This window comes from Clostridium pacaense (genome assembly GCF_020709765.2).
GTDB classification, from domain to species: domain Bacteria; phylum Bacillota; class Clostridia; order Lachnospirales; family Lachnospiraceae; genus Enterocloster; species Enterocloster hominis.
This window is the reverse complement of sequence record NZ_JAJFEB020000016.1, coordinates 81,011-107,439: the sequence shown is the minus strand read 5'-3', so window position 1 is coordinate 107,439 and position 26,429 is coordinate 81,011. Positions and strand designations below refer to the sequence as shown.

Here is a 26,429-nt window from a genome sequence, read left to right as displayed (position 1 = left end):
GTCAATGCTCTGATTTCCGTGAATCTGCGGCCGAACCGGCCATTACCGTGCATAAGCACGCCAGACTGCCATTGGGGGCAGTGAACCTTACTGTGGAAGGAATCCACAGGATATGGAATAGTCTAATATTCCTGTGAATCCAGTATAACACAAATAGGCCAATTGTCCATAGCTCCCCCTCCGGTTTTAGAAAGGGTTAATAAATAGACAGGTTATAAATAAAGAAGACCAGGATTAAGGATTACAGATTACAGGATTGTTAAGAAATATTTTAGTACCTTCATTTTCTTCCGGCCTGTAATGTGACAGCGGGTAATTGAATAAAACCTCTCCCTGACTTCCAGCGAGAGGTTTTTGTGGGATTATGAATGGCTCGGCGCGTATCCCTCCGTTAAAAGGAAGTCCATCCTCCGTCTGTCTGTACGGTGGCCCCGGTCATATGGGATGCGTCTGGGGAGGCCAGGAACAGGATGGATGCGGCCTGTTCCTCGGCAGTGGCTTCACGCTCCAGCATGGAAGTGTGTTTCTGGCCTGCCATGGACTGGGCTTTGGCTGGGTCCATACCGGCTTTGACGGCGGCGTCCCTGCGGGCTTTTACATATTCGAAGGCTTCTGCCACCATGGGTGTGGTGGTTGCCGCCGGATTCACGGAGTTGATGCGGATACCGTATTTTGCATAGTCCAGGGCCAGGTTCTTAGTCAGGCCGTTTACCGCGTGTTTGGATGCCACATAGGCCGGGTTGCCCGGAAGTCCGGTCAGCCCGGCGATGGAAGCGTTATTCACGATTACGCCGCCGTTTCCCTGCTTCATGAATTCACGAAGCTCCTGCCTGCAGCAGTAGAAGACGGAATAGAAATTATTGGCCATGGTGTAGTCCATCTGTTCCCGGGACAGTTCATGGAGCGGGCTGGGATTTCCCATGACCCCGGCATTGTTGATGGCGATATCCAGATGGCCGTAAGTATGGACAGCGGCCTGGACAAGCCTGGCTGCATTTTCCTCCGCTGAAAGGTCCAGATGGAGGAAGACGGCCTCCCCGCCAAGGGCTTTTAACTGGTCCAACACCTGTCCCCCTTCTTTCTCCAGGCGGTCGGCCAGAACCAGCCTTGCTCCTTCCTGGGCAGCCCGCAGGGCCGTGGCTGTCCCGATTCCCCTGGCAGACCCGGTGATTATCATGACTTTGTCTTTAAAACGGTTTGGATAAATCTGTTTCAAACTATATTTCCTCCTTCTGTTCTGTTTTCATTTTCTTTATATAGTCTTTACGATTCTGAAGAAAACATGTTACTTTTTAAAATGGTTAAAAAGTCTGCGGCGCACCCCTTTCAATTTTCTTACGACCTTAAAAATAATATCGCTATTCCTTAAGAAATGTGTTAGAATGAATTTGATTTTAGCGTTTAACACAGGAAGAAGTAAGGAAGGAAATGTACTTCACATGAATTTGAGGAAGCGATATAGAAAATACATTACATATACAGGCACTGCCGGCATGCTGGCCCTGTCCATGGCGTTGTCAGGGTGTTCCAAGGAAACCTCAGGGCCTGCGGACGGGAATGCCACCCCATCGGAAGTGACGGAGATACAGGCGGTTCCGGAGACCATTGCCCAGCTGGGACTTCAGGGGCAGATCCTGCCGGGGCTTAATGACGTTGACCTGCCGGATGCGGAGCCGGCGCCCGAGTATCTGAGGATTGGGGTGAGGCACGAGATTGTTAAGAAGCTGCAGCAGCGTCTTATGGATTTAGGCTTTATGGATAATGATGAGCCAACGGATTATTTTGGCGAGATGACCCAGATGGCTGTTAAGCATTTCCAGAGGCAGAATGAACTGCCCATGGACGGGATTGTGGGTAATGCCACATGGGATGCAATCATGGCAGAGGATGCCAAGTACTACGCTGTGTCCAAGGGGACCCAGGGTGATGATATACAGAGAATCCAGCAGCGTTTATATGAACTGGGGTATCTGGCCTCGGCGGACCTGGTTACCGGTAATTTCGGGGATTCCACAGAGGCTGCAGTACTGAAGCTTCAGGAGGTCAACGGATTGGACCAGGACGGCAAGGTGGGGCAGAGGACCATCAACCTGCTGTACAGTGATGAGATTAAACCTAACTTCCTGGCCTATGGCGAGAAGAGCGATGTGGTCCTGGAATGCCAGAAGCGCCTTAAGGACCTGGGATACCTTACCACGACGCCGGACGGGGCTTATGGCGAGGATACGGTTGTGGCCGTAAAGCAGTTCCAGGCCAGGAACGACCAGGTGGTGGACGGTTATCTTGGGCCATCCACAAGGATTGCCCTTAACAGCCCGGACGCAAGGGCCAACGGCCTGATGCTGGGCGAGAGCGGCGATGCTGTTACCAAGGTCCAGAAGCTGTTAAACAAGCATGGATACCTTGTATCCGGCAATGTGACCGGATACTTTGGCGAGGCAACTGAGCGGGCAATCAAGAACTTCCAGTCCAGGAACGGACTGACATCAGACGGCCTGGTAGGCGTCCAGACCATGGCCAAGCTGACCAGTGATAATGTAAGGCGTCCCGCGGCAGGATCCACCAATACGGGCGGCTCCACAGGTGGAGGCGGTACAGGAGGCGGCGCCCAGGGCGGCAGTAACGGAGGTTCAACCGGAGGCGGCACAGGCGGCTCCGGCAATGCAGGCAATACCCCGCCGCCAGTGAGCAAGCCGGTTGGACAGGGTGCTTCAGCCCTTATATCGGTTGCGTCCTCCAAGCTGGGAAGCCCATACGTATGGGGCGCAAAGGGACCGAATTCATTCGACTGTTCCGGCTTTGTGTACTGGTGTCTGAACCAGGTAGGGGTTAACCAGAGTTATCTTACCTCCTCAGGCTGGAGAAATGCCGGAAGATATACAAAGATTACCAACTTCAACGATATCCAGGCCGGTGATATCGTGGTTGTAAGAGGCCATGTGGGAATCGCGGCAGGAGGCGGAACCGTTATCGATGCTTCCTCCAGTAACGGGCGTGTGGTACACAGAAGCCTGAGCCAGTGGTGGGCCAACAACTTTATCTGCGCATGGAGGATTTTCTAGGGCGTGCCATGTGCGGCCCGGGAAGTTTTAACAGGTTCTGGTAAGCGGGTCCAGTGATGGGATATCCATTATGGAATATTGATTACAGGTGTTCATTATAATAAGGAGGGCGAGGATGCAGACAATACTGGTATGTGATGATGATAAGCAGATTGTGGAGGCAATAGATATTTATCTGACAGGAGAGGGGTTCCAGGTAATCAAGGCGTATGATGGTTATGAGGCTTTGGAGTACCTGGAAGGCAATCAGGTGGATCTGCTGATTGTGGACGTGATGATGCCTGGACTGGACGGTATCCGGACCACGCTTAAGGTGAGGGAGAACAGCAGTATTCCCATCATCATCCTTTCTGCTAAGTCAGAGGATGCGGATAAGATACTGGGACTTAACATCGGTGCGGACGATTATATTACCAAACCGTTTAACCCCCTGGAACTGGTGGCCAGGGTCAAGTCCCAGCTGCGCCGCTATACCCAGCTGGGCAATATGAACCAGCAGGCGGAGGGGCAGGTCTTTAAGTGCGGCGGGCTTCAGATTAATGATGATAATAAAGAGGTCACGGTGGACGGGGACCCCATTAAGCTGACCCCCATTGAGTATAATATCCTCCTGCTGCTGGTTAAGAACGCAGGCAAGGTGTTCTCCATTGATGAGATTTATGAGCAGATATGGAATGAGGAGGCCATTGGGGCGGATAATACCGTTGCGGTCCACATCCGTCATATCCGGGAGAAGATTGAGATTAACCCAAGGGAGCCGAAGTACCTGAAGGTTGTGTGGGGTGTGGGTTATAAGATTGAGAAACAGTAGGTGTCCATATGACAGAAGAAAGAAGACGGTTCAGGCGTAAGAAACAGGCCCTGACCCTGGCCCACATGTTTTTTGTCCTCATAGCCGTGTTTGGGATCAGCGCCATGTACCTGAACTCAAACTATGGCAAGGGCATTAAGTGGGTTTTTGAGGAAGCGTATGAGGATTCCCCCCAGTTTACCAGCCAGCTGAGCAATGACATCGGCCGTATATTCACATATGTGGGATATAAAGGCATGTTCGAGACGGACGGCGCCCTGGATATGAACAAGGTGATTGTGGGTGTGCAGAACGGACCTGGTTACCAGGAAGAGTATACCCTGGATTATATTGTCCGTTATCTGAAGCGCAGAGGTTATTATCTGGATGAGAATTTCTCGGTTCAGGGCTCGCCCCTTACCATGGACGAGGATGATGATGAGATTACGGTTGATTTCCAGAAGTATAACCCGGATTTCCTGGATGCAGATGAAAGCGGGGAACGGATGACGATGGAGGATCTGGCCTTTGACATCGTGAATCATCTGGGGGAATATTATATAATCCGTAATAATTATATTGAAAATAAAACCAATCTCCGGTTCCGCATTGTTTACAGGGATGACCAGGGAAAAGAAAATATATTTACCAATGCAGATGGCATGGGCCTGGAGGATTTGAAGGGTTCAGGCAAATACGTCTATATTCCCGGCGACAGCATTAAGATGGAGAGCAACATACCATCCGTGCCGGAAAATGCGGCCACACTGCTGGAAATCTGGAACCCTAACAATAATGATAATTATTACATGGTGGTCTCAGTGGATACCTCTTATCCTGAAACGGACACATACTCCACAGCGGCGCAGGAGTACAGCAGCGCCAGACGCAATTTCATCCTGGGCATAGGCGGCGTGCTTGTGGGCCTTATGGGCTGTCTTGCAACCCTAGCATTCCTTATGCTGGGTTCAGGGCATATGACGGAAGGCAGCGAGGATATACGCCTGTTCCCCATTGACGAGGTGCATACGGAACTGAGCCTGGTTCTGTGGGCGGCCGCCACGGCCCTGTTCCTGTATGTGGGGCGATACGTGGGAATCCGCCTGTTCAGCCTGTTTGTGGCCGAAGGCCAGTGGCCTTACTGGAATAAGGTAATCAAGGCAGTAATCCTTTACGGGAGTTCAACCCTCTGTGTGTTCAGCATGCTGAGACGTTATAAGGCCAGGACCCTGTGGAGCGGTAGCCTTGCAAAGAAGGCCATTGATGCGGCAAAGCTTTATGTGGGCCATATATCCTTTGCGGCCGGTGCCGTATTCTGCTATACGTTATTTGTATCAGCCAATGCCGCCATGCTTTGGGGAATCATTTTCCTTTTTGCATACAGGGAAGATTCACTGAGTTACAGGATATTGTTATATGCCCTGATTGCCTTCTTTATCGGGCTGGACGGGTACATTTTCCATCAGATGTTTAAAAAGGCGATGCAGAGGGATGTGTTGGACACAGCAATCAGCAGCATTGCCGGGGGCAATACCCACTATAAGATAGAGACGGTCCGCCTCAGCGGCAAGGAAAAGGATATGGGAGAGCATATCAACAATATCAGCAGCGGACTGGACACAGCCCTTGTGCAGCAGGTTAAGAGCGAACGTCTGAAGGCGGATTTGATAACCAATGTATCCCATGATATCAAGACGCCCCTTACATCCATCATCAATTATGTGGATTTGCTGAAGCGTGAAAAGATACAGGACCCCAAGATAGCGGCTTATCTGGAGGTCCTGGATCAGAAATCCCAGCGCCTTAAGACCCTGACCGAGGATTTGGTGGAAGCTTCCAAGGCCAGTTCCGGCAACATGAAGCTGGAGATGTCGGATATTGACCTGGTGGAACTGGTACAGCAGACCAACGGTGAATTTGAAGAGCGGTTTACCATGCGCCGCCTGGACCTGGTGTGCAGCGTGCCGGATGAAGTGTTGATGATACGGGCTGACGGACGGCGGCTGTGGAGGGTTCTGGAGAATCTGTATACCAATGCCTTTAAGTATGCCATGGAGCACAGCCGGGTGTACGTGGATGTGCTGGAGGAGGAAGGCCAGGCCATCTTCACCATTAAGAATGTGTCTGAGAATCCGTTAAACATTAAGCCGGATGAGCTGACCGAGCGTTTTGTCCGGGGAGATGTGGCCAGGACCACGGAAGGCAGCGGCCTGGGCCTCTCCATTGCAAAGAGCCTGACCGAGCTTCAGGACGGTGTGTTCGAGGTCGTGATTGACGGGGATCTGTTTAAGGCCATGGTGTCATTCCCGATTATGCGGGCAGAGCATAAGCTGGAGCGTGGGACCTTGGGATTGGCTGAGGCTGGGGCGGATGGAACCGGGACTGCCGGAGAGAGGATGGCTGTTGCAGAGGATGCAGAGGCCATGGCTGCCGGAAGCGGGACGGATGGAACTGGGACTGTTGGAACGGAGACTGTTTGGACGGGGGGTGTCGGAGCTGGGACTGCCGGAACTGGGACTATCAAATCTGAGACTGTCCGATTCAAGGCTGAGGAACCGTCCGGGACACAAGCCGATGCTGTAAAGGAAGATGAGGCCGGTTTTTCAGTGGAAGTGGAAGCGGACGTAATGACTTCATATACAGGCCTAAAAGAATGATAAAATTTTCACGAAAAATTTGACAATTACTACAAAAATGTAAAAAATATACAATTACAATTGTCTATTATGCCATTCAAAAAAGCCCTTGGGAATTGCTTCCCAAGGGCCTTTTTGAACCTTAAATAATGTGTAAGCAGATTTTATTGGTAGTCAAATACGTTAATCCAACTCTCCAACAGTTCCTTTTCCTCCGGACGTTTATAGTACAGCTGGGCGGCAGCCACGATGGGCAGCCATCCCTGTACATAGCGTTTTTCCGTGCCTGTTTTCTCACAGAACATATCCATGTACATCTCAGCTTTCTTTTTGTCCTTTAAGGAGAGAAGAAGGTAGGTCCTGGCAACATCGGCGCTTGCGTTGCCCTGGGAAGCATGTACCCAGTCAACTACATACCACTTGCCGTCATTACCTACAATGATATTGCTTGGATCAAAATCGCCGTGGCACAGCTTGGTGTGCTTTGGCATCCCGTCCAGTCTGGTCATCAGTTCATAACGCAGGTTCTCGTCCAGCTGAACCTCTGATTTTAAAGCGCGCATGGTTTTTTCCTTTAACTTGTTAAGGAGCGGGCATGCCTGTGCATGGATTAAGATATGCAGGTCTACCATCTGCTCCATGTACTCCTCAAGTTTGTCAGGATTCTCATCCATCAGCTGCTGCAGGGTCTTGCCTTCCACCAGTTCCCTGATTATGGACCATTTGCCGTCCACAACTGCTACCCCCAGGACCTTCGGGACATTAAGTGCTTCGATGTCCTCGACACGTGCGTTGCACAGTGCTTCATTGAGGACTTCGGCCTTTGGAAAACCTTCACAGAATTCCTTGATGGCAGTATTTCCGTCGCGGTAGACGGATTTGGTTGCACTACTGGAAATTAGTTCTTTTGCCATAATTATACTCTCCTTCCACACATTATAAACGGTGCTGCGACGAAGTATCCATCGCACTGCCTTTATTCTACTACAACCAGGACAAAAAGTACATACCCAATTTGATAAATTTTTAACGTACTTTTGCCTTTCCAATCACCATTTTTTCTTTTAATTTCCTAAAAACGGAAAATAGCAGTACCGTAAGCAGGAAGGGGATAGGAAAATGAATAGGGCTGTCCATCACACTCGCCTTTGGCAGATGAAAAGCCAGGCGCTTCGCTGGCCTTATAGGCGCCATGGGTGCTGTCTAAAAGCAGGGTGTATTTGCCCCGCTTGGGAACCCCAACCCTGTAATCCGGGCGTTCCACCGGCGTGAAATTGATTATGAACAGCAGGTTCTTTTTGCCTGTCTCATCCCGGCGCAGGAAACTGAAGATACTCCTGTCCGCGTCATTGGCATTAATCCACTGGAATCCGTTCCAGTCATTGTCCTGGCGGTAAAGGGCGGGATACTTTTTGTATAAATGCAGCAGGTCCTTTACATAATCCTGCAGGTCCTTGTGGTCATCCTGGTCCGCCAGATACCAGTCCAGTGAAACCTTTTCATCCCATTCATGCAGCTGTCCGAAATCCTGGCCCATGAACAGCAGCTTCTTGCCCGGATGCCCCATCATGAAGGTGTATCCGGCTTTGAGGTTGGCGAACTTGTCCTCCCCAAGGCCCGGCATCTTGTTGATCATGGAGCATTTTAAATGTACCACTTCATCATGGGACAGGACCAGGATATAGTTTTCACTGGTAAAATAAGTAAGGCCGAAGGTCATGCGTTGATGGTTGTATTTGCGGAAATAGGGGTCCAGCTTCATGTATTCCAGGAAATCGTGCATCCATCCCATGTTCCACTTAAATGTGAAGCCAAGGCCGTCCTGCTCCGGGTGGGTTGTGACCTTGGGCCATGCGGTGGATTCCTCGGCAATGACCAGCGCGCCGTGGTTGCGCCCTTGCACCACGGTATTTAAATGCTTAAAGAATTCAATGGCCTCCAGATTCTGGTTGCCTCCGTCCTTATTGGGAACCCACTGGCCTTCCTGGCGTCCATAGTCCAGGTAGAGCATGGATGCAACGGCATCCACCCGCAGGCCGTCCACATGGTACTGCTCCACCCAGTAAAGGGCGTTGCTGATCAGGAAATCCTTTACTTCATTTTTGCCGTAGTCAAACACCTTGGTGCCCCAGTCCGGGTGTTCGCCCTTGCGGGGGTCAGCGTATTCGAACAGGGGCTGTCCGTCAAAATCAGCCAGTCCATGGGCGTCCTTGGGGAAATGGGCCGGAACCCAGTCCAGGATGACGCCGATTCCGGCGCGGTGGAGATAATTCACAAAATACATGAAGTCCTTTGGCGAGCCGTACCTGGAGGTGGGTGCAAAATATCCGGTTACCTGATAACCCCAGGAACCGTCAAATGGATGTTCTGCGATGCCCATCAATTCAACATGGGTATAACCCATCTCCTTCACATAGGCCGCCAGTTCATGGGCCGCCTCGGAGTATGTATAGAACCCGTCCTTTTCTTCCCTGTTTTTCTTGCGCCACGAACCAAGGTGTACCTCGTAAATGCTCATGGGAAGCTTCTGCACATCCTGGGCGGTACGCTTGGTGACCCAGTCGCTGTCCGTCCAGTTAAAACCCTCAATATCCGCGGTCACGGAAGCAGTACCCGGCCGGTATTCGGCGCTGAATGCAAATGGGTCGGCTTTATAGAGTATCTTGCCGGATTCGGTGGTGATGGCGAATTTATATAGCTCGCCCACCTTCATGCCTGCATTGAAATACTCCCATATGCCGGAATCCGGTATCTTAACCATGGGATTGGCCTCAGGATTCCAGCCGTTAAAATCCCCCACCAGGTGCACTTCCCGGGCGTGGGGGGCCCAGACCGCAAAATAGATGCCGTCCTTTCCCTTGTATGTCCTGGGATGGGCGCCCAGTTTCTGATAAATATCATAGTGTGTCCCGGCTCCGAACAGATAACAGTCCAGGTCGGAGATATATCCCGTGGTCCGGGCCTTTTTCTTTTTGGTCCCGGCATCTGTTGCGAGCGTGGATTTCGCATTTGCCCTGGCTTTTGTACCCGAATTGCGTTTGTTTACAGCCATATCAGTTCTCCCCCTTTAGTTTTAGGACAGCGCCCCGGTTGCCCCTTAATTTTATATGGACCTTTCCGTCGGACACAGGCAGGACGGCTTCGCCGGATCCATCCTCCAGCAGGCTCACCGCCTCCCTGGCCGGGACTGGTACAGGTACATCAATCTCCACCTCATTGTCATCATTGTTTACCGCGGTGATGATGACCGAGTCCTCCCCATGCCGTGCGAATGCATACTGGCGGTTGGTCAGCAGCAGTTCCTGGTAGCGGCCGCCGTGAAGCGCCTCATTCTCATCGTGGATGCGGCCAATGGCGGAGATGAATTCCGTAAGCTCACACTTGAGTCCATCTGACTGGCTGATGGAAATGGCTGGGCGGAGCGCCTCGTCGCTGGTATTGGTCCTCTTTCCCTCCACGCCCCATTCCCCGCCGTAATAGATGGATGGGATACCGGGCAGGGTAAAAAGGCAGAGATAAATGGGAATCAGGTGCTCCTTCAGCTTCAGTTTGCTGGCAATCCTGTCCTCGTCATGATTGTCAACAAAGGTATAAAGCTGCCTTCCGATTGCTTCCAACCGTCTTACATTGTGGGCAATTTCAAAGAAATTGTGGTCATTAAAGCCGGAGTAGAGGCTCTTGTGCAGCTCGTAGTTGGTCACGGAGTGAAGCATTTCCGGGTTGACCCACCGGCTGTAATCGCCGTGGATCACCTCGCCCATAAGCCAGAAATCTTCCTTCATCCGTGCGGTTTCCTGACGCATCTCCTTCATGAAATTAAAGTCCAGCACATTGGCGCAGTCCAGCCGGATACCGTCAATATCAAATTCGTCAACCCAGAACCGGATTACATCAAACAGATAGGCCCGGACCGCCGGGTTAAAAAGGTTGAGACAGGGAAGTTCAAAATGTCCCTGCCATGCATCATATCCGAACGGATCCCCGCATGGACTCTGCCAGTCAAAGTTAACCCCTCTGTACCAGTCCCTGTAAGGGGAATCCCACTTCTTCTCCTGGATATCCTTAAATGCAAAAAACTCCCGTCCCGTGTGGTTGAATACCCCGTCTACCACCACGCGGATACCGCTGTCATGGCACTGCTCCACAAAATCCTTAAAGGTCCCATTATCCCCCAGGCGTCTGTCGACCAGCTTGTAATCCCTGGTATCATAGCCGTGGCTGGTGGATTCAAACAGAGGCCCTATGTATACGGCGTTGCATCCAAGGGAGCGGATATGGGGAATCCACTGGGATAATTCTTCAAAACGGTCGGTTACTTCTGTGGCGTCATTGTGTTTAGGGGCTCCCGTCATCCCCAGGGGATACATGTGATAGAAAACTCCCCGCTCATACCAGGTGCTCATGTTGTTGTCCTCGCAATCTTTTCGTTTTATTTTTAATGCTTATGATGTTTTATATGTGTTGATGCCGGGAGGGGGTTAATCCTCCTGGCTTTTGAATTTCCGAAGCAGGAACTGGTAGCGCAGCTGCGCGGCGTTCAGCTCATAGATATAGCAGTCAATGAGGGTGGGATCAACCGCCTGCTCAAAATGGTTCCTGGCAGCATCGATGGCGCACTTGGTGCGGTCGATTTCGAATTTCAGATGGATAAGTTCAGGACGTATCCTTCTTGCAGCGGCAGCGCCTGTCCTTGAAGCAGCTGTCTCCCTGACCGCTTTAAAAAAATCAAACATGCTTTTCATCTCCCAGATATTGATAGAAATAGTATATCTGGAAAATGCGGTCTTATGCATATACTGGAATTTAATATATAAATTCTTCCAGCCGGTACCCAAGTTCCATCAGCTTGCGGTTGGATTCCCTGAGGGTCAGGTAATAATAATTGGCAGTGCCTTCCTGGCGGATGTCCACGATGCCGGCTTCCTTCAAAATCTTCAGATGATGTGAAATCGCAGGCCGGGAAAGGCTGGTGCGCTTTGTGATCTCATTGACATTGAGGGCATGGTCTTCGAATATGATTGGCCCGGCCTGCCGTCCGCGGTCCATGGCTTCCGCTGTCAGTACTTCAATGATGGACAGACGCATCTCATCGCCCAAGGCGATGAAAAGAGGCATACATTGATGAAACCGTTCCTTAAGTTCCTGGGCAGTTGTCATCTGCCATTCCTCCTTTGGTTTAAAAATTTGAACCAATATCATTTTACCATTTATATAGGAGGAGGTCAAGGAAATCAGAAGGGAAATATATAAAATTCACCCTTGACATTTATGCCCAAATCCTTCATAATGGAAAAACATTCAAGATATTCTTTTTTTATAATTCTAAACAGTAAGACATTGTTAATTGCCTGAATCAGGCAGGAATCTCCAAGTGAAGGAACGTAACTCATAAGGTTGTAAATCGGGGAACAGGATAGAACGATGGGAAGGAGGAAGGATTCTGTAATTGTCTGAATTTATATTGCTTACCGTACTTGCATTATGCGCTGCCGCAGATGTGAGGACACACCGGATACCCAACCGGTATGTGGGGTGCGGGGCTGTTGCGGAGCTTTTATGTATTTGTCTGGAGCAGGTGTATGGGATGGGACTTGGAGCTGGGGTGGGACTTGGAGCCGAGGTGGGACTTGAGGCCGGATTAGGACTTGGAGCCGGGGTGGGACTCGGTGCCGGGATGGAACTTGAGGCCGGATTAGGACTTGGAGCCGGATTGGGTCCTGGAGCCGGACTGGGAGCAGGGCTGGTATGTATCCTGACTGCTGCAGTTGGATTCGCAGCCAGGATGGCCCTTGTGTGGGCATTGGGGTTCCCGTTTTTTGTCCTGGGTATGACCGGGGCAGGGGACATTAAGATGGCAGGACTTATTGCCGCGTCCCTGGGAATCAGGGACAGTGTGACGGCCGTTATGGCCGGATTGGTTCTGGGAGCTGTTCTGGCTCTTGGAAGGATGCTGCATCAGGGCAGTATCTGTCAAAGATTTTCGTATTTATCAGCCTATATCAGGCGCACGGTTCAAACCAGGAAAGCAGAAAAGTATTACTGTCCCCAGCGGGACGGTTATGGGTGTGTCATTCCCTTTGGGGCCTGTCTGTATGCGGGGACGCTGTTAACGGTCTTATGGAGAGGATAGCTGGATGTGGAAATATTAAAGGAGGTGACAGAGGGTTTCATGATGAGGGTTTTAGCGGTGTATGGGATTGATTCCTCATATGGGGAACGCTTTGCCGATTATGTCAATCAAAAGGAGAAGATACCTTTCACCGCAATGGCATTTTCCAATCTGGAAAAGCTTTTGCAGTACAGTGAGGAACATACGGTTGAAATACTTCTTGTGGATGAGGAGGCCAGGGAGCAGGTCAGGGATGTAAAGGCAAAACAGGTGATGGTGCTCTGCCAGGGGGAACTGGTGGAACAAAAGGAGGAGCTGCCGTCCATTTACAAGTATCAGTCGGGAGACTGTGTCATGCGTGAGGTGATGGCCCGCTACTGCAGTCAGCCAGTGGAACCGGGACTGGCCCTGCTTGGGACCAGGGCGGTAGTCATGGGTATATACTCGCCTGTGAACCGGTGCTTTAAGTCCTCCCTGGCATTGACTCTGAGCCAGCAGCTGGCCCGGGATGAATCCGTGCTGTATATGAACCTGGAAGAGTATTCCGGATTCTCAAGACTGGTAAGCAGTGATTATGAGATGGATCTGTCGGATGTCCTGTACCTGTATAAACAGGGCGCTTATAACTGGATGCGGCTTAAATCCATGGTATATAACTGGGGCAACATGGATTATATCCCGCCTGTCAGGTATGCGGAGGACCTGAGCCAGGTGTCACCGGATGAGATGGCCATGCTGATTGACAGGATTTCCAGGGAAAGCGGTTATGACAAGGTGGTTGTGGATGTGGGACAGATGGGACGGGGCGCCCTTCCGGTACTTTCGGTCTGCGATGTGGTTTATATGCCGGTAAGGGAGGATATGGTGTCCGCGGCCAAGCTGGAGGAATTTGATGAATATCTGGAGGAGGCGGATGACGGTTCTGTGCGGGACAAGATACAGAGGCTGAAGCTTCCGTCCCCCGGCAGGATCGGAAGGCGCGAGGGGTACCTGGAACAGCTCCTGTTTGGGGAAATGGGGGATTATGTCAGGCAGCTGTTAAAGGGCAGAGGACCGGAACATTGACAGCGGGTATGGGGAGTGAAGATGAAAAAGGAACATGAGGGCAGGATGCTGCAGGAGAAAAGAATTAGGATCCAGCAGGAAAATGAAGGAAACAGGGAAGGAATCCGTTCCAGGCTGCGCCGCCGGATTATGGAGGAACTGACAGAAAGCCGTAACATGGACGATGAGCAGCTGCTGGAGCGGATTGACACTGCTATCCGTGATATGGGGCAGGGAATCTATCTTCCTTTGAAGGAGAGGATATGGCTGAGAGGAAGCCTGTTTGACAGCTTCCGCAGGCTGGATATCCTGCAGGAACTGGTGGATGACAAAACCGTGTCGGAGATCATGGTCAACGGTGCCGGGAAAATATTCATAGAACGCAATGGAAAAACAGAAGTATGGGAAAGGCGGTTTGAGAAACCGGAGCAGCTGGAAGACATCATCCAGCAGATTGTGGGCCGGGTCAACCGGGTGGTCAATGTATCCTCGCCCATTGTAGATGCAAGGCTGGAGGATGGTTCCAGGGTACATATCGTGCTTCCGCCGGTGTCCCTGAACGGGCCGGTGGTAACCATCCGCAAATTCCCTGAGCCAATTACCATGGAGAAGTTAATACGTTTCGGGGCCGTAACCGGGGAGGCGGCTGGCTTCCTGAAGGAACTGGTGGGAGCCGGATACAATATTTTTATAAGCGGGGGCACCAATTCAGGCAAGACCACATTCCTGAATGCCCTGTCCTCCTGGATACCGCCCCATGAGCGTGTCATCACCATTGAGGATTCCGCGGAACTGCAGATTACCCAGGTGCCCAATCTGGTACGCCTGGAGACAAGGAACGCCAATACGGAAGGGGAAGGCGAGATAACCATGAGCCAGCTGATACGGGCGTCCCTCCGGATGAATCCCAATCGGATAATTGTAGGGGAAGTCAGGGGACGGGAGACCCTGGACATGCTGCAGGCCATGAATACCGGGCATGACGGTTCCCTCTCCACGGGCCATGGGAACAGTGCCCGGGATATGCTCAGCCGGCTGGAAACCATGGTGCTGATGGCAGCAGATCTTCCGCTGCCCGCAATCAGAAGCCAGATTGCATCTGCCCTTGATATCATGGTGCATCTGGGACGCCTCAGGGATGGGAGCAGGAAAGTACTTAGTATTGCAGAGATTGGGGGATGTACGGATGGAGAAGTGGAGATGGAATCCTTATATGAATATGACAGGAAAACAGGGAGACTGGAAGCAAAGAGGCGGCTTAAGAACAGGGAAAAGCTTGGAGCTGCAGGATATTGCCAGGGGCGGGAATAGAGGAAGTATGGCTGTTAGGGGAAAGCGGAGAAGGGAGATGAAAACGGGCAGGACATCGGGACCAGCCCAAAAAGCCGGCCCCGGACCGCCTGACATAAGGGATTACCGTGTTTACCGGCTTTCAACCAGGGAGTGGATTTTATATGGGTGCATGGGAATCGGCGCCTGCGCCGTTGTAGCTTACACATTTTACAGGAGTTTGATAGCCTTCCTGCTTATGATGCCGGTTGGAATGCTCTATCCACTGTATAAGAAAAGGGATTTAAGACAGGAACGGATCCGGCAGCTGCGGCTGCAGTTCAAAGAGGGAATCCTTGTGCTGGCCTCCTATCTTGGGGCAGGATATTCGCTGGAGAATGGACTTGCCATGTGCACGGGGGAACTGGAGGGAATCTATGGAAAACAGGGGATGATTACAGAAGAATTCGCCACCCTGACCAACGGCGTCAGGATGAACCGGCCAGTGGAGCTGCTTTTGATGGAATTTGGGGCCAGAAGCGGTCTTGAGGATGTGGACCATTTTGCCCAGGTATTTGCAGCGGCCAGAAGAAGCGGCGGCGAACTGGTTGGGATTATCAATTATACAGCCGGAATCATACGTGATAAGGTGCAGGTACAGGAGGAAATCCATACCATGACAGCGGCCCGGGTGTTTGAGCAGAAAATCATGAATGGCATCCCATTCCTGATTGTACTGTACATAGACCTGACATCGCCGGGATTCTTCCGGGTAATGTATGAAACCATGATGGGCCGGGCTGTCATGACCATATGCCTGGCAGTGTATCTTGGCGCCTGGATGCTTTCCAAAAAGATACTTGAGATTGAGGTGTAGCAGGAAATGGGATGTAAGCAGGGATGGTGGAGCGCGCGGTGGAAGAAATTGAAATGGAAAAAACAGATTGGATGTGTGGCAATGGGCGTAATCCTGGGAGCCGCGGCCCAGGTCCAGTCCGGAGCAGGACAGGGATTTGGGCAGGATTATGTGCTGAAGAGAAATGGATATGGGCAGGGTGAGGCTTTTTACCAGATTAATGTAGAAGGTCTTGAGGAGGAGACGGTTTCCTTAGATATCAAGCTGTCGGAGCGGATTTACACAAAGGAGGAGGCCCATAAGGCATATGAGGCTGTCATGGAAGATCTTCCCCGATATATTCTCGGGGATAATGAATCATTAACTGAGGTAAGGACCAGCCTTAACCTGGTGACATCCCTGAACCAATATGGAATACGTCTCAGGTGGGAGTCCGATAATCCGGAGCTGGTGGATTCTTTTGGTCAGGTAAATAATAGGGGAGTAGAAGAATCCGGACACGAAGTATGTCTGAGTGTACGGATGACCGATGGTACATGGCCTGAGGAATTTATCATACCGGTTATGGTAAAGCCGCCTTTGCTTACAGAAGAGCAGATACAGCAGGATCATTTCCTTAAAATGCTGTCCATGGAGGATGAACGGCAGAGATCTACGGAGATTATGAAGCTGCCCGAATCATTCCAAGGCAGGGAACTGCGCTATCACATGAAGGATGACCCGGTTTTCCTGCCGCTGGCAGGCCTGGGCGCGGTGTTTGCTGTTTTACTTACCTTAAAAGACCAGAGTGATATTAAGAAGGGGGAGAACAAAAGGAAACACCAGCTGTTACTGGACTATTCGGAAGTCCTGTCCCGGCTCATCATCTTCCTTGGCGCAGGTATGAGCATCAGGACTGCATGGGATAAGGTTGCGTTTGGTTATCAGAAGCTGGTGGATGACGGAAAACAAAAGCCCAGGTATGCATATCAGGAGATGTATGAGACCAGCTGCCAGATGCGGGGAGGCGTACCGGAGGGAAGGGCTTTCATGGATTTTGGAAGGCGCTGCAGTCTGCAGCAATATATGAAGCTCGGCAGCCTTTTGGAACAGAACCGCAAGAACGGGTCAAAGAACCTGAGGGACACATTGAAGGTTGAGATGGCAGAGGCCTTTGAACAGCGCAAGCATCAGGCAAGAAGGCTGGGGGAGGAAGCGGGAACGAAGCTGTTGCTGCCATTGTTCATGATGCTGTCCGTTGTCATGGTTGTGATTGCGGTTCCGGCGCTGATGGAGTTTGGATAGGAAAGAGAGGTGAGTACATGGAATTAAGGAATGAATGGAAGGCATTCATGGAGGAGGACCAGGGCGTGGGGGTCATAGAATTGGTATTGGTCCTGGTGGTCCTCATAGGCCTGGTGATTATTTTCAAAAAGCAGATAACCACCCTTCTGGAGAACATTTTCAAGGAGATTAACAGCCAGTCGAAAGAGGTGTACTGATGGACAGGAAAGGGGAGATAACCATATTCCTGGCCATGATACTGGTAAGTGTCTGCGCCCTGCTGTGCGGACTTGCGGAATCAGTCCGGACCGCAGGGGCCAGATGCTATCTGCGGATGGCCGCGGATTCAGCAGTGGACTCCCTCATGGCACAATATCACAGGGAACTGTGGGACAAGTATCGCATCCTGGGACTTGAATACGATAGCCAGGAGACCCTTGAAAAGGAAATGGAAGGATTCCTGGCCCCCTATATGGAAGCCGGTAACTGGTATCCCATGAAGCTGTCAAAGGCCCAGGCAGAGGATGTGGTGACACTTACGCAGGGGGATGGGAGATATCTGGAACAGGAGATACTGGATTATATGAAGTACGGACTGTTTGATACGGATTGGGATGAACTGGATGAAGCGGGAGCAGGGGAACTGCTTGAGACATGGAAAGAAGGAGGAAGCGTAAACCGGCTGTCAGACCTTTACTCAACTCATTCCAAGGAGGCTGTCCAGTTAGAAAAGGCGCTGGAGAATATCAACAGCAGGCTGGAATTGCAGAAGGAGTACTGGACCCAGGCCGGACAATGTCTTCAATCCCTGGATGGACAGGGCTTTATATCCCGGGCCGGAAAGGTTGTAAAGGAACTGGAGAGGCTTCCTGCACTGGTGGGGATATATGAAAACAAAGCAGACCGGCTGCGGGAGCGTCTGGAAGAAAGCAGGGAAAGATATGGGGAGGAGCAGGGAAACTTAAGCCAGGAGGTACAGGATGCCCTGGAGGATGAGATTGCCCAGTATGAAGCTTATGTGGATAAGGATGGGCAGAGAAGGCAGGAGGTTGTAAGACTCAGGGAATATGCGCCGGATAGGATTTCATGGATTCAGGATGTCATCAGGGAAGCAGAGGATGTAATGGATTATATTGATAACTGGGAACCGGATGATGAAGATGATGAACTGGATGAGGCCTCACTGTGGGAGCCGGTGGAACGGCGATGGTCCGGTTACGGCATGCTTTCACTGGGAATTGAGTTCGGGGTAAAAGACAAGGAAAAAGAAGGATTCCTGGAACGGATTGCCGGCATGGTGACGGGCGGATTTCTGGAACTTGTACTGCCGGAAGAGACAACGGTTTCAGGCAGGAAGCTTAAGCTTGACTCAGTGCCTTCAGCTTCCCTGGGTGGCGCGGGGAACCAGGGCAGCGGCCTTGAGGGAACCGGAAACCTTGTATCACGTATACTGGTAGGAGAATATAATATACGTTTCTTTCAAGGTTTTCAGAAAGAAATGGGGGAAGGGGAATTCTATGAATTGGAGTATCTTATCCACGGCGGGAATCAGGACAGGGATAATCTGGCAGGCGTCGTGTCACATCTGATTGCGCTAAGACAAGGTCTGAATCTGATACACATCCTGTCAGACCCAGGAAAACGGGAGGAAGCACGGAACCTGGCCCTTGCCATCGTGGGAGGCACCGGAATCCTTCCATTGGTATCTGTAACAGCATTCCTAATCATGACGGTATGGGCTTTGGGTGAAGCGCTGGCAGATGTGAGGGCGCTTTTGGACGGAGGAAGGGTACCCTTCCTTAAGACCCGGAATCAATGGAAAATGAGCCTGGACCAGCTCCTTGACATAGGGAGGAATGGGCGCCTGCCGGATGGTGAAGCTGCGGATGATGGGGGAAATGGGCTGAGCTACAAAGGTTATCTCCGCATCCTCATATTCGGGGGATATGGGACCGGCATGGTATACCGGATGATGGATATCATGGAGGTTAATATTGAGAGGGGGCAGAATGGGTTTTCCATGGGACGCTGTGCCTGCATGGTGGATACAGAATCAACAGTCAGTGGAAAACATGTATTTTTTTCAACGGGATTGTGGAAAAAACAGATGGGAGACAGGGAGTTTGATTATGAAACCCGTATTGGGGCATCCGGCAGCTACATGGATGATTCCAGAAAACGTTAATAACAGTAGGAAAGGAGGTTCATGACCATGCCCTTTTACATGCGGAAAGGATATGCGGATACATAAAATGAAAAAGAAATCAAATATAAATATCGCACCTCTCCAGGTACAAAAAAGCTGCTTTTATCCATCTGCCATATCAGCCCGTCATGATAAAAGGGCATTGTCATGCACCTCCTGTTCTGTAAGTGGAAGCCTGTCTGTTGAGGCGGCCATGTGCCTGTCCTTATTTCTCTTTTTATGTGTATGTCTGATGATGCCTATGAAGATGATGGACAGGCAGAGACAGATTCAGGCCGTTGTGGAATCAGTGGGGGAGGAATTGAGCCAGTACGCCTATGTGGAATACTGCCTGCGTTCAGGAAGTGAGGCATCTGTGGATACGCAACGGGCAGACGGTGAGGATGCAGGTTCACTTCTGGCCGCAGGTTATGCCGTGGCACGGATACTGGGACAGGTTGATAACAGCTGGATTGAATCTGTTTCCTTTGATGGTACGGACATTGGCACGGATGATATGGTAGTGATTGTCATGAAGTACAGGATGAAACTTCCATTCTCCATACTGGGGCTTAACAGCGTACCGGTGCAGCATGTCTGCAGCCGGAGGATGTGGAATGGAGCAGACGGGGAACGGTTCGGGCAAGGGGGAACATCAGAGGGTACGGAAGAGGAAATTGTTTATATAGGAAAGAACCCCACCCGCTATCACAGGCAGAGAACCTGCCATTATCTGTACAATGACTTAAAAGCCGTGTCTGCCGGTGAGGTGGAGTCCATGCGTAACCAGTCCGGGGGAAAGTATGCGCCATGTAAAACCTGTGGGACAGGAAATGGCAATGGAACTGTGTACATCATGCCGTATGGAGGCAGTTATCACACGGCAAGGACCTGTCCATCCATCATTGCATATGTACAGGCAGTGGCTTTATCACAAGTGGAGTATCTGGGAGCGTGTTCTTATTGTGGAGGTAAATGATATGGATAATATAAGCGGCTGGATGAATGTAAATGAAGTTGTCCTCAGAGGCGGATTCCTGATATTCCTGGCAGCGGCCAGTTATCAGGATTTTAAGGACAGGAGGATACATGTATGTCTGTTCCTGGCATTCGGCACTGCGGGGGCGGCGCTGAGGGGAATACAGATCATGCTGGAACTGAGGTCATATATGCCTGGGGACGGAATGGAGGCAGCATGGATACAGGCAGGAAAATGCATTAGGGATACGGGTATGGCAATGGTGATTGGAGGTGCGCTCCTGGCATTGTCCGCGGCTACCGGGGAAGCCGTGGGCAGGGGGGATGGATGGTTTTTCGTGGTATCAGGCATATATCTGGATTTTGCCAGGAATCTTCTGCTGCTGTGCGGGGGCCTGATTTTATGTTTTTTGGCCTGCGCCATACTTTTCATGAGGGGCGTGGGAAGCGGCAGGAATGTAAGGCACATGCGCCTGCCGTTTCTGCCGTTCCTTGTACCGGCCGGGATGGGAGTGATGTTTCTGTGAAGGGAGGAAGATCTTATGTCAAAGGCAGTTTTACGGTTGAAGCGGCCTGCATCATGGCGGCAGTCCTGTTGTCCATATCTGTGATGATCCATCAGGCTGCACATGTCCGTGACGATGCCGTAGGCGCCATGGGACTTCATGAAGCAGTTGAAAAAGGCAGGCATGAAAAAGGAGCAGAACTTCATGTTATCTCATCAACGGTACAGGATTACATGGGGCATCCCATGACATTTTCCAGTTATCAGATACAGTTGAAAAGCAGCTGGAACCGCATATCAGGAAAGGCGCAGGGCACGGGATGGAATCATGAGATTGAAGGAAAGCGGTTCAGGCCCGAAGCATTCCTGCGGAAAGTCACATTAATCGAGGGGCTGGGAGAATCAGATGGAGATTAGTTACAGGAGGGAAATAAAACACAATTACCTGGTCATAACACCTGATTGCGGAACCATTCCAGGTTATGAAGCACGTATGCTTGCCGGCAATGAGATTCAAGGGCTGCTGCGCATGCATATCCGGTATCAGGATGGGAATCCCCTTTACTATTATGATATTACATCCAGGCAGCCTTTAAAACGTCTGCTGGACGCGCGTTTTATAAGCAGGGATGAAATCTGCCAGATCCTGATACAGGTTCATGTTGCATTGATGCGGATGGAAGAGTATCTGTTGGGGGATGGAGGCATCCTGATGGACCCCGGCCTGATTTATATGGACCCGGAACTGTTCCAAATAGGCCTGTGCCTGGTACCGGGACAGGCCGGGGTATTTCCGGAAGAGCTGAGCCATTTTTTACAGTATATACTTAAATGCGTTAATCACAAGGACAGGGAGTGCGTGGTCCTGGCATATGGGGTATATCAGGAAAGCCTGAAGGATAATTATGGCCTGGATGACATTTTAAAGTTTATTGTTTCAGATAATGATAAACGTGAGCCGGAAAAGCAGAAGGAACAACATGCTTCCTGCTCCGGGTATAAGGATAGATATGAACCTCAGGCAGAAGGGGGACCGGCACCTGACAGGGAATATGAAAGTGGATGGCATGGGATAAAAGAGGATGAGGTGCCGGTCCGGGATATCCATAAAGACAACGCTGAGAAAAGTGGCATAAAAAAGGAACTTGCTTCCATGGCAAGGCTGGCCGCGGTGTGGATGGCGGCAGTTGTTCTGGTTCCGGCTGCAATCTGGCTATTTGGCGGAAAGAGCAGACTGGTTTCCATGAAGGTTACCCTTATCTGGCTGGATGCAGGACTTTTCCTGTTCCTGGCTGTCTTTGATATCCTGCGGATGCTATTATCCCGAATAAAGGAAAGACATGGGGAGGTCACGGAGCGGGGGCCGGAGCCAACGCTGGGAGCGGAGCAGGATTCCTGGAGAATCCTGTATGATGATGACGATAAAGAGGAAATATGGTCTTCGGAAACAGATAAAACCACAATGGAACCTGCTGCCAGGAATGTCCCGGAGGTAAAAAGCAGTCCCGAACCATTAGATGATGAGGTTTTCAGGACCACACTTTTATGCGGAAAACCTTCAGGTGAGGGAGTCCGCCGGCTAAGGGCAATGGATGAAGATTGTGAGGATATCATTCTTCCATATTATCCGTTTGTAATAGGTAAAAATAAGAATCTGGCAGATTACACGCTGCAAAAGGATACGGTAAGCCGTTTTCATCTGAGAATTGATAACGAAGGAGAGATATATACGGTAACAGACCTTAATTCCACCAATGGTACACGGGTGAACGGGAAGGCGCTTGACGCCAATGGAACATCTGTAATAGAGACAGGTGATGAATTGTATATAGCAGATGTAGGATTTGTATTTGAATAATAGCAGGCAGATACATTAAGTTGACATAAAAATGCGTCTTTTGTGTCAAAAAATGTGATATTTTACAAAAAACACATGGGAGGGGGACGATAAAATTAATTATATTGTAACTTACCCACTTAACAAGAACTTGAAAGTATGCTAAGATAAGATATCATTGATGATGTGAGGAAGGCCGATGAATGCTTATAAGATAAGGGATAAGGCATATGTTAATATAGCGTTGATTGCTGTAAATGTGCTTATTTTTCTTTATTTTGAGTTAATCGGTGACACGGAAGATACAATGTTCATGATAATGCACGGAGCCGTCTATGAACCGCTTGTTGTCTTACGTGGTGAGTATTACCGGCTGTTTACTTCCATGTTCCTGCATTTTGGGGCCAGTCATTTAGTGAATAACATGCTGGTCCTCTTTGTGTTGGGCGAGAGAATGGAACAGGTCCTGGGACATGTAAAATATCTTATATTTTATATTGTCAGCGGAATTGCTGCTAATATCATATCCATAGCGGTTCATATGGGTTCGGCATATGCAGCGGTATCAGCAGGGGCTTCGGGAGCCATTTTCGGTGTGGTAGGCGGCCTGGTCTATGTGGTTGCTGTTAATCATGGCCAGTTGGACGGTCTTACCAACCGGCAGCTGGGGTTCATGATTATCCTGAGTCTGTACCATGGCTTTACTGCATCGGGAGTAGACAATTGGGCCCACATAGGAGGCCTGTTTTCCGGCTTCATCTTAAGTATCTTTCTGTACCGGAGGAAACATACTGCCAGGATCTTTGGTACAGGAAGGTAGAAACTTACAGCTGTGTAAACCGCAGCAGAAGGAGGACTTTCAATATGACAGATGACAATTGTATTTTTTGTAAAATAGCAAACGGGGTAATTCCGTCAACAACCCTGTACGAGGATGAGCAGTTCCGGGTAATCCTGGATTTAGGTCCGGCTTCCAGAGGACATGCACTCATTCTGCCGAAACAGCATTTTGCAGATGTATGTGACCTGGATGAGGAGATTGCGGCAAAGGTGCTTCCACTGGGTGCTAAGATTGGCGCTGCAATGAAGAAGTCCCTTGGATGTTCCGGTTTTAACCTGGTTCAGAATAACGGTGAGTCAGCAGGACAGACTGTGTTTCATTTCCATATGCATATAATTCCCAGATATGAGAATGGACCATCGATAGTAAGCTGGACTCCCGGCACGGCATCACCGGAAGAACTGGCCCAGATTGCAGAAAAAATTAAGAGCAGCTTGTAAAGATGAAGTGACTATGGAAAAGAAAATGGATGCTGATAAGAAAAAGAAGTTTGAGGAAATGTACCTGGATTTCCAGCTGATACTGAGAAAGATGGCCTATGTCAATGACATTCCATATGATTATATTGATGATGTGGTACAGGATACATTTGTCTCATATGCCCACTATGATTATTCACTTGACCTGCCATTGGATAATACCAAGATGCTGTTAATAACCATTCTCAAAAGCCGCTGCATGGATTTTCACCGTAAGATGAAGCACAGAAGCTATGGGGAACTGGATGAAGAAGCATATAACAGTGAAAGTTATCCATCTCATGACAGGTCGGGCAGTCTTCCTGATTTTGTGGTAAGTAAAGAGAAGTGTCAGGCCCTTCTCAAGGAGATTGAGAAACTGCCTGAGAACTGGAGACAGGTGGCTGTCTTAAGATTAATAGAGGGACGGCCGACCAGGGAAGTGTGCGAGATCCTGAACATTACAGAAAAGGCATGCTATTCCCGGGTCAGCCGTATCAGAAAATATCTGGAGATATTGTTAAATGATGATAACTGGCCTTAAGATGATTTTACACATGATTCAATGAGGGACATGACGGTCTCAACTGCATTGTTAAGACGGCTCTGTTCCATGGCCTGTATATAGGCGGCCCTGTTCTGATACAGGCCGTCAATTGCTTGAAACAGGTTCTCATTTGTTATGGACTCCTCCTCCAGAACCTTGCTGAATCCCTGTTTTGCAAAGGAATTCGCATTGAGGATCTGGTCGCCGCGGCTGGCAGAAGCGGACAGGGGAATCAAAAGGTTTGGCTTGCGCAGCGCCAACAGCTCACAGATGGAATTGGCTCCGGCTCTGGAGATGACGATATCGGCTGCTGCGAACAGATGCCTTAATGGGGCATCTACATATTCATACTGTACATATCCGGCTGTACCAATCAGGCTTTCGTCCAGATTGCCTTTGCCGCAGATATGTATTACCTGGTAATTGGCAAGAAGACGTGGAAGGATACTGCGTACGGCCTGGTTCACTGTGACAGAGCCAAGACTTCCGCCAATAATCAGGAGAACAGGTTTATCTGCACTGAGGTGCGTATAAGACAGACCTGACAGGCGGTCACCCTGAAGCAGTTCTTTTCGGATGGGGGAGCCTGTAAGGATTGCCTTGTCTTCCGGGAGATACTTCAGTGTCTCGGGGAAGTTACAGCAAACCTTAGAAGCAGAAGGGATGCAGATTTTATTAGCCAGTCCAGGAGTCATATCTGATTCGTGGATAATGGTGGGGATTTTATAATGTCTGGCAGCCAGTACCACAGGGACTGCGACGAATCCACCTTTGGAAAATACTACATCCGGCTTATAACGTCTGATGAGACGCAGTGCTTCTCCATAACCCTTAATGACACGGAACGGGTCAGAAAAGTTCTTGATGTCAAAATACCTGCGCAGCTTACCAGAGGATATGCCATCATAGGGAATACCTGCATTTTCAATAAGCTTGCGCTCCATGCCCTGATAGGAGCCAATATAGCGGATATCATAGCCTGCTTCCCTGAGGGAAGGAATCAAAGCCAGGTTGGGAGTGACGTGTCCGGCAGTACCGCCGCCGGTAAGAATGATTTTTTTCATGAAAACCTCCTGAAGGTTATGTTATGATGGGGAAAATCCCGGATCATAAACGTCTACTATTATAGTAAGCATTAAACGCAAAAAGTCAACCCTAAAGGCAAAGGTAACTTTAGGAGATTTTGTAAACAGAGGTGTCACGTGGGAGATTATAACAAAGATTCAGAACAGGACAAGGACAAATCAATAGACTTCCTGCTTCGGGAAATGTGTGATTGTTCAAGGGAAGACCTTTTAGATGAATTTGAGGCAGCCAGCAATACAGATATTCCCCTGCCCATTCCTGAACCAGCTGCAGATGAATTTGAGAAAATCTGGTCCAGGATACAGGAAGAAAGGGCTGAGTCAGCGGATACAACTGAACTGGCCGAATCCGAAGAACCAGAAGAGGACAAGGTAGTCCGGGTCCGGTTTGGATGGAAGCGGCTGGCCGCAATTGGGTTGATTGCATGTTTGATAGCTGGTAGTGGTAGTATTGTGTCGATGGGGCGGAAGTCTTATTTTTTCCGGGAGCGGAAGGATGAGCTTGCTGATAATGGTAAGGTGTTAAATAATGATATGAATAAGGTAGCTGCTAATGGAGAAGAAGAGGCATATGCGTTAATTGAAAAAGATTTAAGTATTAAAGCTTTGAGGCTTGGCTATATACCTGCTGACATGGAATTTTCGGAAGTATTAACTGGTGATGGAATAATATATATTAAGTTTCTTTATAGCGATAGTACAATATATTTTGCACAGTCAAAATATGATAAAAGAGTATCTTACAACTTCAAGTCTGATGCAAAAACGAAAAATACATATGAAGTATATAATAAATGGCTCAGGCAAACTTTGGTAATAAAAGAAGAATACTTTGAAGATGGTAATATGGCACTTGAAACATCCGTTATTGTGGATGGAGCATACTATAGCTTATTAGGGACAATGGATATTTTGGAATTTCAGAGGATAGTAAAGGATTTATCATTTTAAATACGGAGGAAGA

General features: G+C 49.7%; 25 protein-coding genes. 18 read left to right on the top strand and 7 right to left on the bottom strand.

The genetic code is table 11. The features are described 5' to 3' along the window. Positions 1 to 391: 391 nt before the first annotated feature. Positions 392 to 1,216 carry an SDR family NAD(P)-dependent oxidoreductase gene (locus LK536_RS51235; protein WP_130790368.1) on the bottom strand — a complete coding sequence of 275 codons (825 nt, stop codon included), beginning with the start codon at positions 1,214 to 1,216 and terminating at the stop codon, positions 392 to 394. Between the two features lie 223 nt (positions 1,217 to 1,439). On the opposite strand from LK536_RS51235, the gene LK536_RS51230 reads away from it, so the two are divergent. From LK536_RS51230 to LK536_RS51220, 3 genes are all read left to right on the top strand, one after another. Beyond that, on the top strand, positions 1,440 to 3,062 hold the full coding sequence (locus LK536_RS51230; RefSeq protein ID WP_330507700.1) for a C40 family peptidase: 1,623 nt from the start codon (positions 1,440 to 1,442) through the stop codon (positions 3,060 to 3,062). A 115-nt stretch (positions 3,063 to 3,177) separates the two neighbouring features. Next, positions 3,178 to 3,873 (top strand): response regulator transcription factor, encoded by a 696-nt coding sequence (locus LK536_RS51225; RefSeq protein WP_025485033.1) that lies wholly within the window; start codon positions 3,178 to 3,180, stop codon positions 3,871 to 3,873. Positions 3,874 to 3,881: 8 nt separating this feature from the next. Further along, on the top strand, positions 3,882 to 6,509 hold the full coding sequence (locus LK536_RS51220) for a sensor histidine kinase (RefSeq protein WP_227795600.1): 2,628 nt from the start codon (positions 3,882 to 3,884) through the stop codon (positions 6,507 to 6,509). Positions 6,510 to 6,652: 143 nt separating this feature from the next. Here the strand turns inward: LK536_RS51220 and LK536_RS51215 are convergent, their stop codons facing one another. From LK536_RS51215 to LK536_RS51195, 5 genes are all read right to left on the bottom strand, one after another. After that, entirely contained in the window at positions 6,653 to 7,402 is a 750-nt protein-coding gene (locus LK536_RS51215; RefSeq protein ID WP_008720753.1) for a phosphotransferase family protein, read from the bottom strand. A 158-nt stretch (positions 7,403 to 7,560) separates the two neighbouring features. Then, positions 7,561 to 9,540: a 1,4-alpha-glucan branching protein GlgB gene (gene glgB, locus LK536_RS51210; protein ID WP_227795601.1), complete on the bottom strand. Its 1,980-nt coding sequence runs from the start codon at positions 9,538 to 9,540 to the stop codon at positions 7,561 to 7,563. A 1-nt stretch (position 9,541) separates the two neighbouring features. Then, positions 9,542 to 10,891 (bottom strand): alpha-amylase family glycosyl hydrolase, encoded by a 1,350-nt coding sequence (locus LK536_RS51205; protein WP_227795602.1) that lies wholly within the window; start codon positions 10,889 to 10,891, stop codon positions 9,542 to 9,544. Between the two features lie 75 nt (positions 10,892 to 10,966). Beyond that, complete coding sequence (locus LK536_RS51200; RefSeq protein WP_025485038.1) at positions 10,967 to 11,221, bottom strand: YaaL family protein; 255 nt, start codon at positions 11,219 to 11,221, stop codon at positions 10,967 to 10,969. Positions 11,222 to 11,291: 70 nt separating this feature from the next. Beyond that, positions 11,292 to 11,645, bottom strand: a complete 354-nt coding sequence (locus tag LK536_RS51195; RefSeq protein WP_008720746.1) for an ArsR/SmtB family transcription factor — start codon at positions 11,643 to 11,645, stop codon at positions 11,292 to 11,294. 289 nt (positions 11,646 to 11,934) lie between these two features. On the opposite strand from LK536_RS51195, the gene LK536_RS51190 reads away from it, so the two are divergent. The 14 genes from LK536_RS51190 to LK536_RS51125 all read left to right on the top strand — a co-directional run bounded on the left by LK536_RS51190 (position 11,935) and on the right by LK536_RS51125 (position 24,377). After that, entirely contained in the window at positions 11,935 to 12,618 is a 684-nt protein-coding gene (locus tag LK536_RS51190; RefSeq protein WP_227795603.1) for an A24 family peptidase, read from the top strand. 6 nt (positions 12,619 to 12,624) lie between these two features. Next, positions 12,625 to 13,662: a P-loop NTPase family protein gene (locus tag LK536_RS51185; protein WP_330507699.1), complete on the top strand. Its 1,038-nt coding sequence runs from the start codon at positions 12,625 to 12,627 to the stop codon at positions 13,660 to 13,662. A gap of 156 nt (positions 13,663 to 13,818) precedes the next feature. Continuing rightward, complete coding sequence (locus LK536_RS51180; RefSeq protein WP_474912565.1) at positions 13,819 to 14,952, top strand: TadA family conjugal transfer-associated ATPase; 1,134 nt, start codon at positions 13,819 to 13,821, stop codon at positions 14,950 to 14,952. A 7-nt stretch (positions 14,953 to 14,959) separates the two neighbouring features. Next, on the top strand, positions 14,960 to 15,787 hold the full coding sequence (locus tag LK536_RS51175; protein ID WP_506092210.1) for a type II secretion system F family protein: 828 nt from the start codon (positions 14,960 to 14,962) through the stop codon (positions 15,785 to 15,787). 48 nt (positions 15,788 to 15,835) lie between these two features. Beyond that, a complete protein-coding gene (locus LK536_RS51170) occupies positions 15,836 to 17,050 on the top strand; it encodes a type II secretion system F family protein (protein ID WP_331472122.1) in 1,215 nt (404 codons plus the stop codon). A 17-nt stretch (positions 17,051 to 17,067) separates the two neighbouring features. Then, a complete protein-coding gene (locus tag LK536_RS51165) occupies positions 17,068 to 17,247 on the top strand; it encodes a Flp1 family type IVb pilin (protein ID WP_008720736.1) in 180 nt (59 codons plus the stop codon). Then, complete coding sequence (locus tag LK536_RS51160) at positions 17,247 to 19,214, top strand: DUF5702 domain-containing protein (RefSeq protein WP_227795605.1); 1,968 nt, start codon at positions 17,247 to 17,249, stop codon at positions 19,212 to 19,214. Before LK536_RS51165 ends, LK536_RS51160 begins: the two co-directional genes overlap by 1 nt. 253 nt (positions 19,215 to 19,467) lie before the next feature. Beyond that, the gene (locus tag LK536_RS51155; RefSeq protein WP_506092209.1) at positions 19,468 to 20,193 is read left to right on the top strand and encodes a hypothetical protein; all 726 of its coding nucleotides are present in this window, start codon (positions 19,468 to 19,470) and stop codon (positions 20,191 to 20,193) included. 1 nt (position 20,194) lies between these two features. Beyond that, the gene (locus LK536_RS51150; protein ID WP_130790362.1) at positions 20,195 to 20,719 is read left to right on the top strand and encodes a hypothetical protein; all 525 of its coding nucleotides are present in this window, start codon (positions 20,195 to 20,197) and stop codon (positions 20,717 to 20,719) included. Next, complete coding sequence (locus LK536_RS51145; protein WP_227795607.1) at positions 20,716 to 21,114, top strand: hypothetical protein; 399 nt, start codon at positions 20,716 to 20,718, stop codon at positions 21,112 to 21,114. Before LK536_RS51150 ends, LK536_RS51145 begins: the two co-directional genes overlap by 4 nt. Continuing rightward, a complete protein-coding gene (locus LK536_RS51140) occupies positions 21,104 to 22,555 on the top strand; it encodes a DUF6382 domain-containing protein (RefSeq protein ID WP_227795608.1) in 1,452 nt (483 codons plus the stop codon). The genes LK536_RS51145 and LK536_RS51140 overlap by 11 nt, the downstream gene beginning before the upstream one ends. Before the next feature lie 178 nt (positions 22,556 to 22,733). Continuing rightward, a complete protein-coding gene (locus tag LK536_RS51135) occupies positions 22,734 to 23,354 on the top strand; it encodes a rhomboid family intramembrane serine protease (protein WP_008720730.1) in 621 nt (206 codons plus the stop codon). 44 nt (positions 23,355 to 23,398) lie between these two features. Beyond that, complete coding sequence (locus LK536_RS51130) at positions 23,399 to 23,815, top strand: HIT family protein (RefSeq protein WP_025485050.1); 417 nt, start codon at positions 23,399 to 23,401, stop codon at positions 23,813 to 23,815. A gap of 13 nt (positions 23,816 to 23,828) precedes the next feature. Beyond that, entirely contained in the window at positions 23,829 to 24,377 is a 549-nt protein-coding gene (locus LK536_RS51125) for an RNA polymerase sigma factor (RefSeq protein WP_008720728.1), read from the top strand. On the opposite strand, the gene murG is transcribed toward LK536_RS51125, so the two are convergent. After that, entirely contained in the window at positions 24,374 to 25,444 is a 1,071-nt protein-coding gene (gene murG / locus LK536_RS51120) for an undecaprenyldiphospho-muramoylpentapeptide beta-N-acetylglucosaminyltransferase (RefSeq protein ID WP_025485051.1), read from the bottom strand. The two genes, LK536_RS51125 and murG, sit on opposite strands and share 4 nt — an antisense overlap. A gap of 138 nt (positions 25,445 to 25,582) precedes the next feature. Between murG and LK536_RS51115 the strand changes: the two genes are divergently transcribed. Next, positions 25,583 to 26,416 (top strand): hypothetical protein, encoded by an 834-nt coding sequence (locus LK536_RS51115; protein WP_329602217.1) that lies wholly within the window; start codon positions 25,583 to 25,585, stop codon positions 26,414 to 26,416. Positions 26,417 to 26,429: the final 13 nt, after the last annotated feature.

Coding starts and splice junctions, on each gene's coding strand:
- LK536_RS51215 (WP_008720753.1), bottom strand. CDS start 7,402: ATGGCAAAAGAACTAATTTCCAGTAGTGCAACCAAATCCGTCTACCGC.
- LK536_RS51160 (WP_227795605.1), top strand. CDS start 17,247: ATGGACAGGAAAGGGGAGATAACCATATTCCTGGCCATGATACTGGTA.
- LK536_RS51200 (WP_025485038.1), bottom strand. CDS start 11,221: ATGTTTGATTTTTTTAAAGCGGTCAGGGAGACAGCTGCTTCAAGGACA.
- LK536_RS51165 (WP_008720736.1), top strand. CDS start 17,068: ATGGAATTAAGGAATGAATGGAAGGCATTCATGGAGGAGGACCAGGGC.
- LK536_RS51135 (WP_008720730.1), top strand. CDS start 22,734: ATGAATGCTTATAAGATAAGGGATAAGGCATATGTTAATATAGCGTTG.
- LK536_RS51220 (WP_227795600.1), top strand. CDS start 3,882: ATGACAGAAGAAAGAAGACGGTTCAGGCGTAAGAAACAGGCCCTGACC.
- LK536_RS51195 (WP_008720746.1), bottom strand. CDS start 11,645: ATGACAACTGCCCAGGAACTTAAGGAACGGTTTCATCAATGTATGCCT.
- LK536_RS51225 (WP_025485033.1), top strand. CDS start 3,178: ATGCAGACAATACTGGTATGTGATGATGATAAGCAGATTGTGGAGGCA.
- LK536_RS51150 (WP_130790362.1), top strand. CDS start 20,195: ATGGATAATATAAGCGGCTGGATGAATGTAAATGAAGTTGTCCTCAGA.
- LK536_RS51140 (WP_227795608.1), top strand. CDS start 21,104: ATGGAGATTAGTTACAGGAGGGAAATAAAACACAATTACCTGGTCATA.
- glgB (WP_227795601.1), bottom strand. CDS start 9,540: ATGGCTGTAAACAAACGCAATTCGGGTACAAAAGCCAGGGCAAATGCG.
- LK536_RS51175 (WP_506092210.1), top strand. CDS start 14,960: ATGGCTGTTAGGGGAAAGCGGAGAAGGGAGATGAAAACGGGCAGGACA.
- murG (WP_025485051.1), bottom strand. CDS start 25,444: ATGAAAAAAATCATTCTTACCGGCGGCGGTACTGCCGGACACGTCACT.
- LK536_RS51125 (WP_008720728.1), top strand. CDS start 23,829: ATGGAAAAGAAAATGGATGCTGATAAGAAAAAGAAGTTTGAGGAAATG.
- LK536_RS51180 (WP_474912565.1), top strand. CDS start 13,819: ATGGACGATGAGCAGCTGCTGGAGCGGATTGACACTGCTATCCGTGAT.
- LK536_RS51230 (WP_330507700.1), top strand. CDS start 1,440: ATGAATTTGAGGAAGCGATATAGAAAATACATTACATATACAGGCACT.
- LK536_RS51155 (WP_506092209.1), top strand. CDS start 19,468: ATGATGCCTATGAAGATGATGGACAGGCAGAGACAGATTCAGGCCGTT.
- LK536_RS51130 (WP_025485050.1), top strand. CDS start 23,399: ATGACAGATGACAATTGTATTTTTTGTAAAATAGCAAACGGGGTAATT.
- LK536_RS51205 (WP_227795602.1), bottom strand. CDS start 10,891: ATGAGCACCTGGTATGAGCGGGGAGTTTTCTATCACATGTATCCCCTG.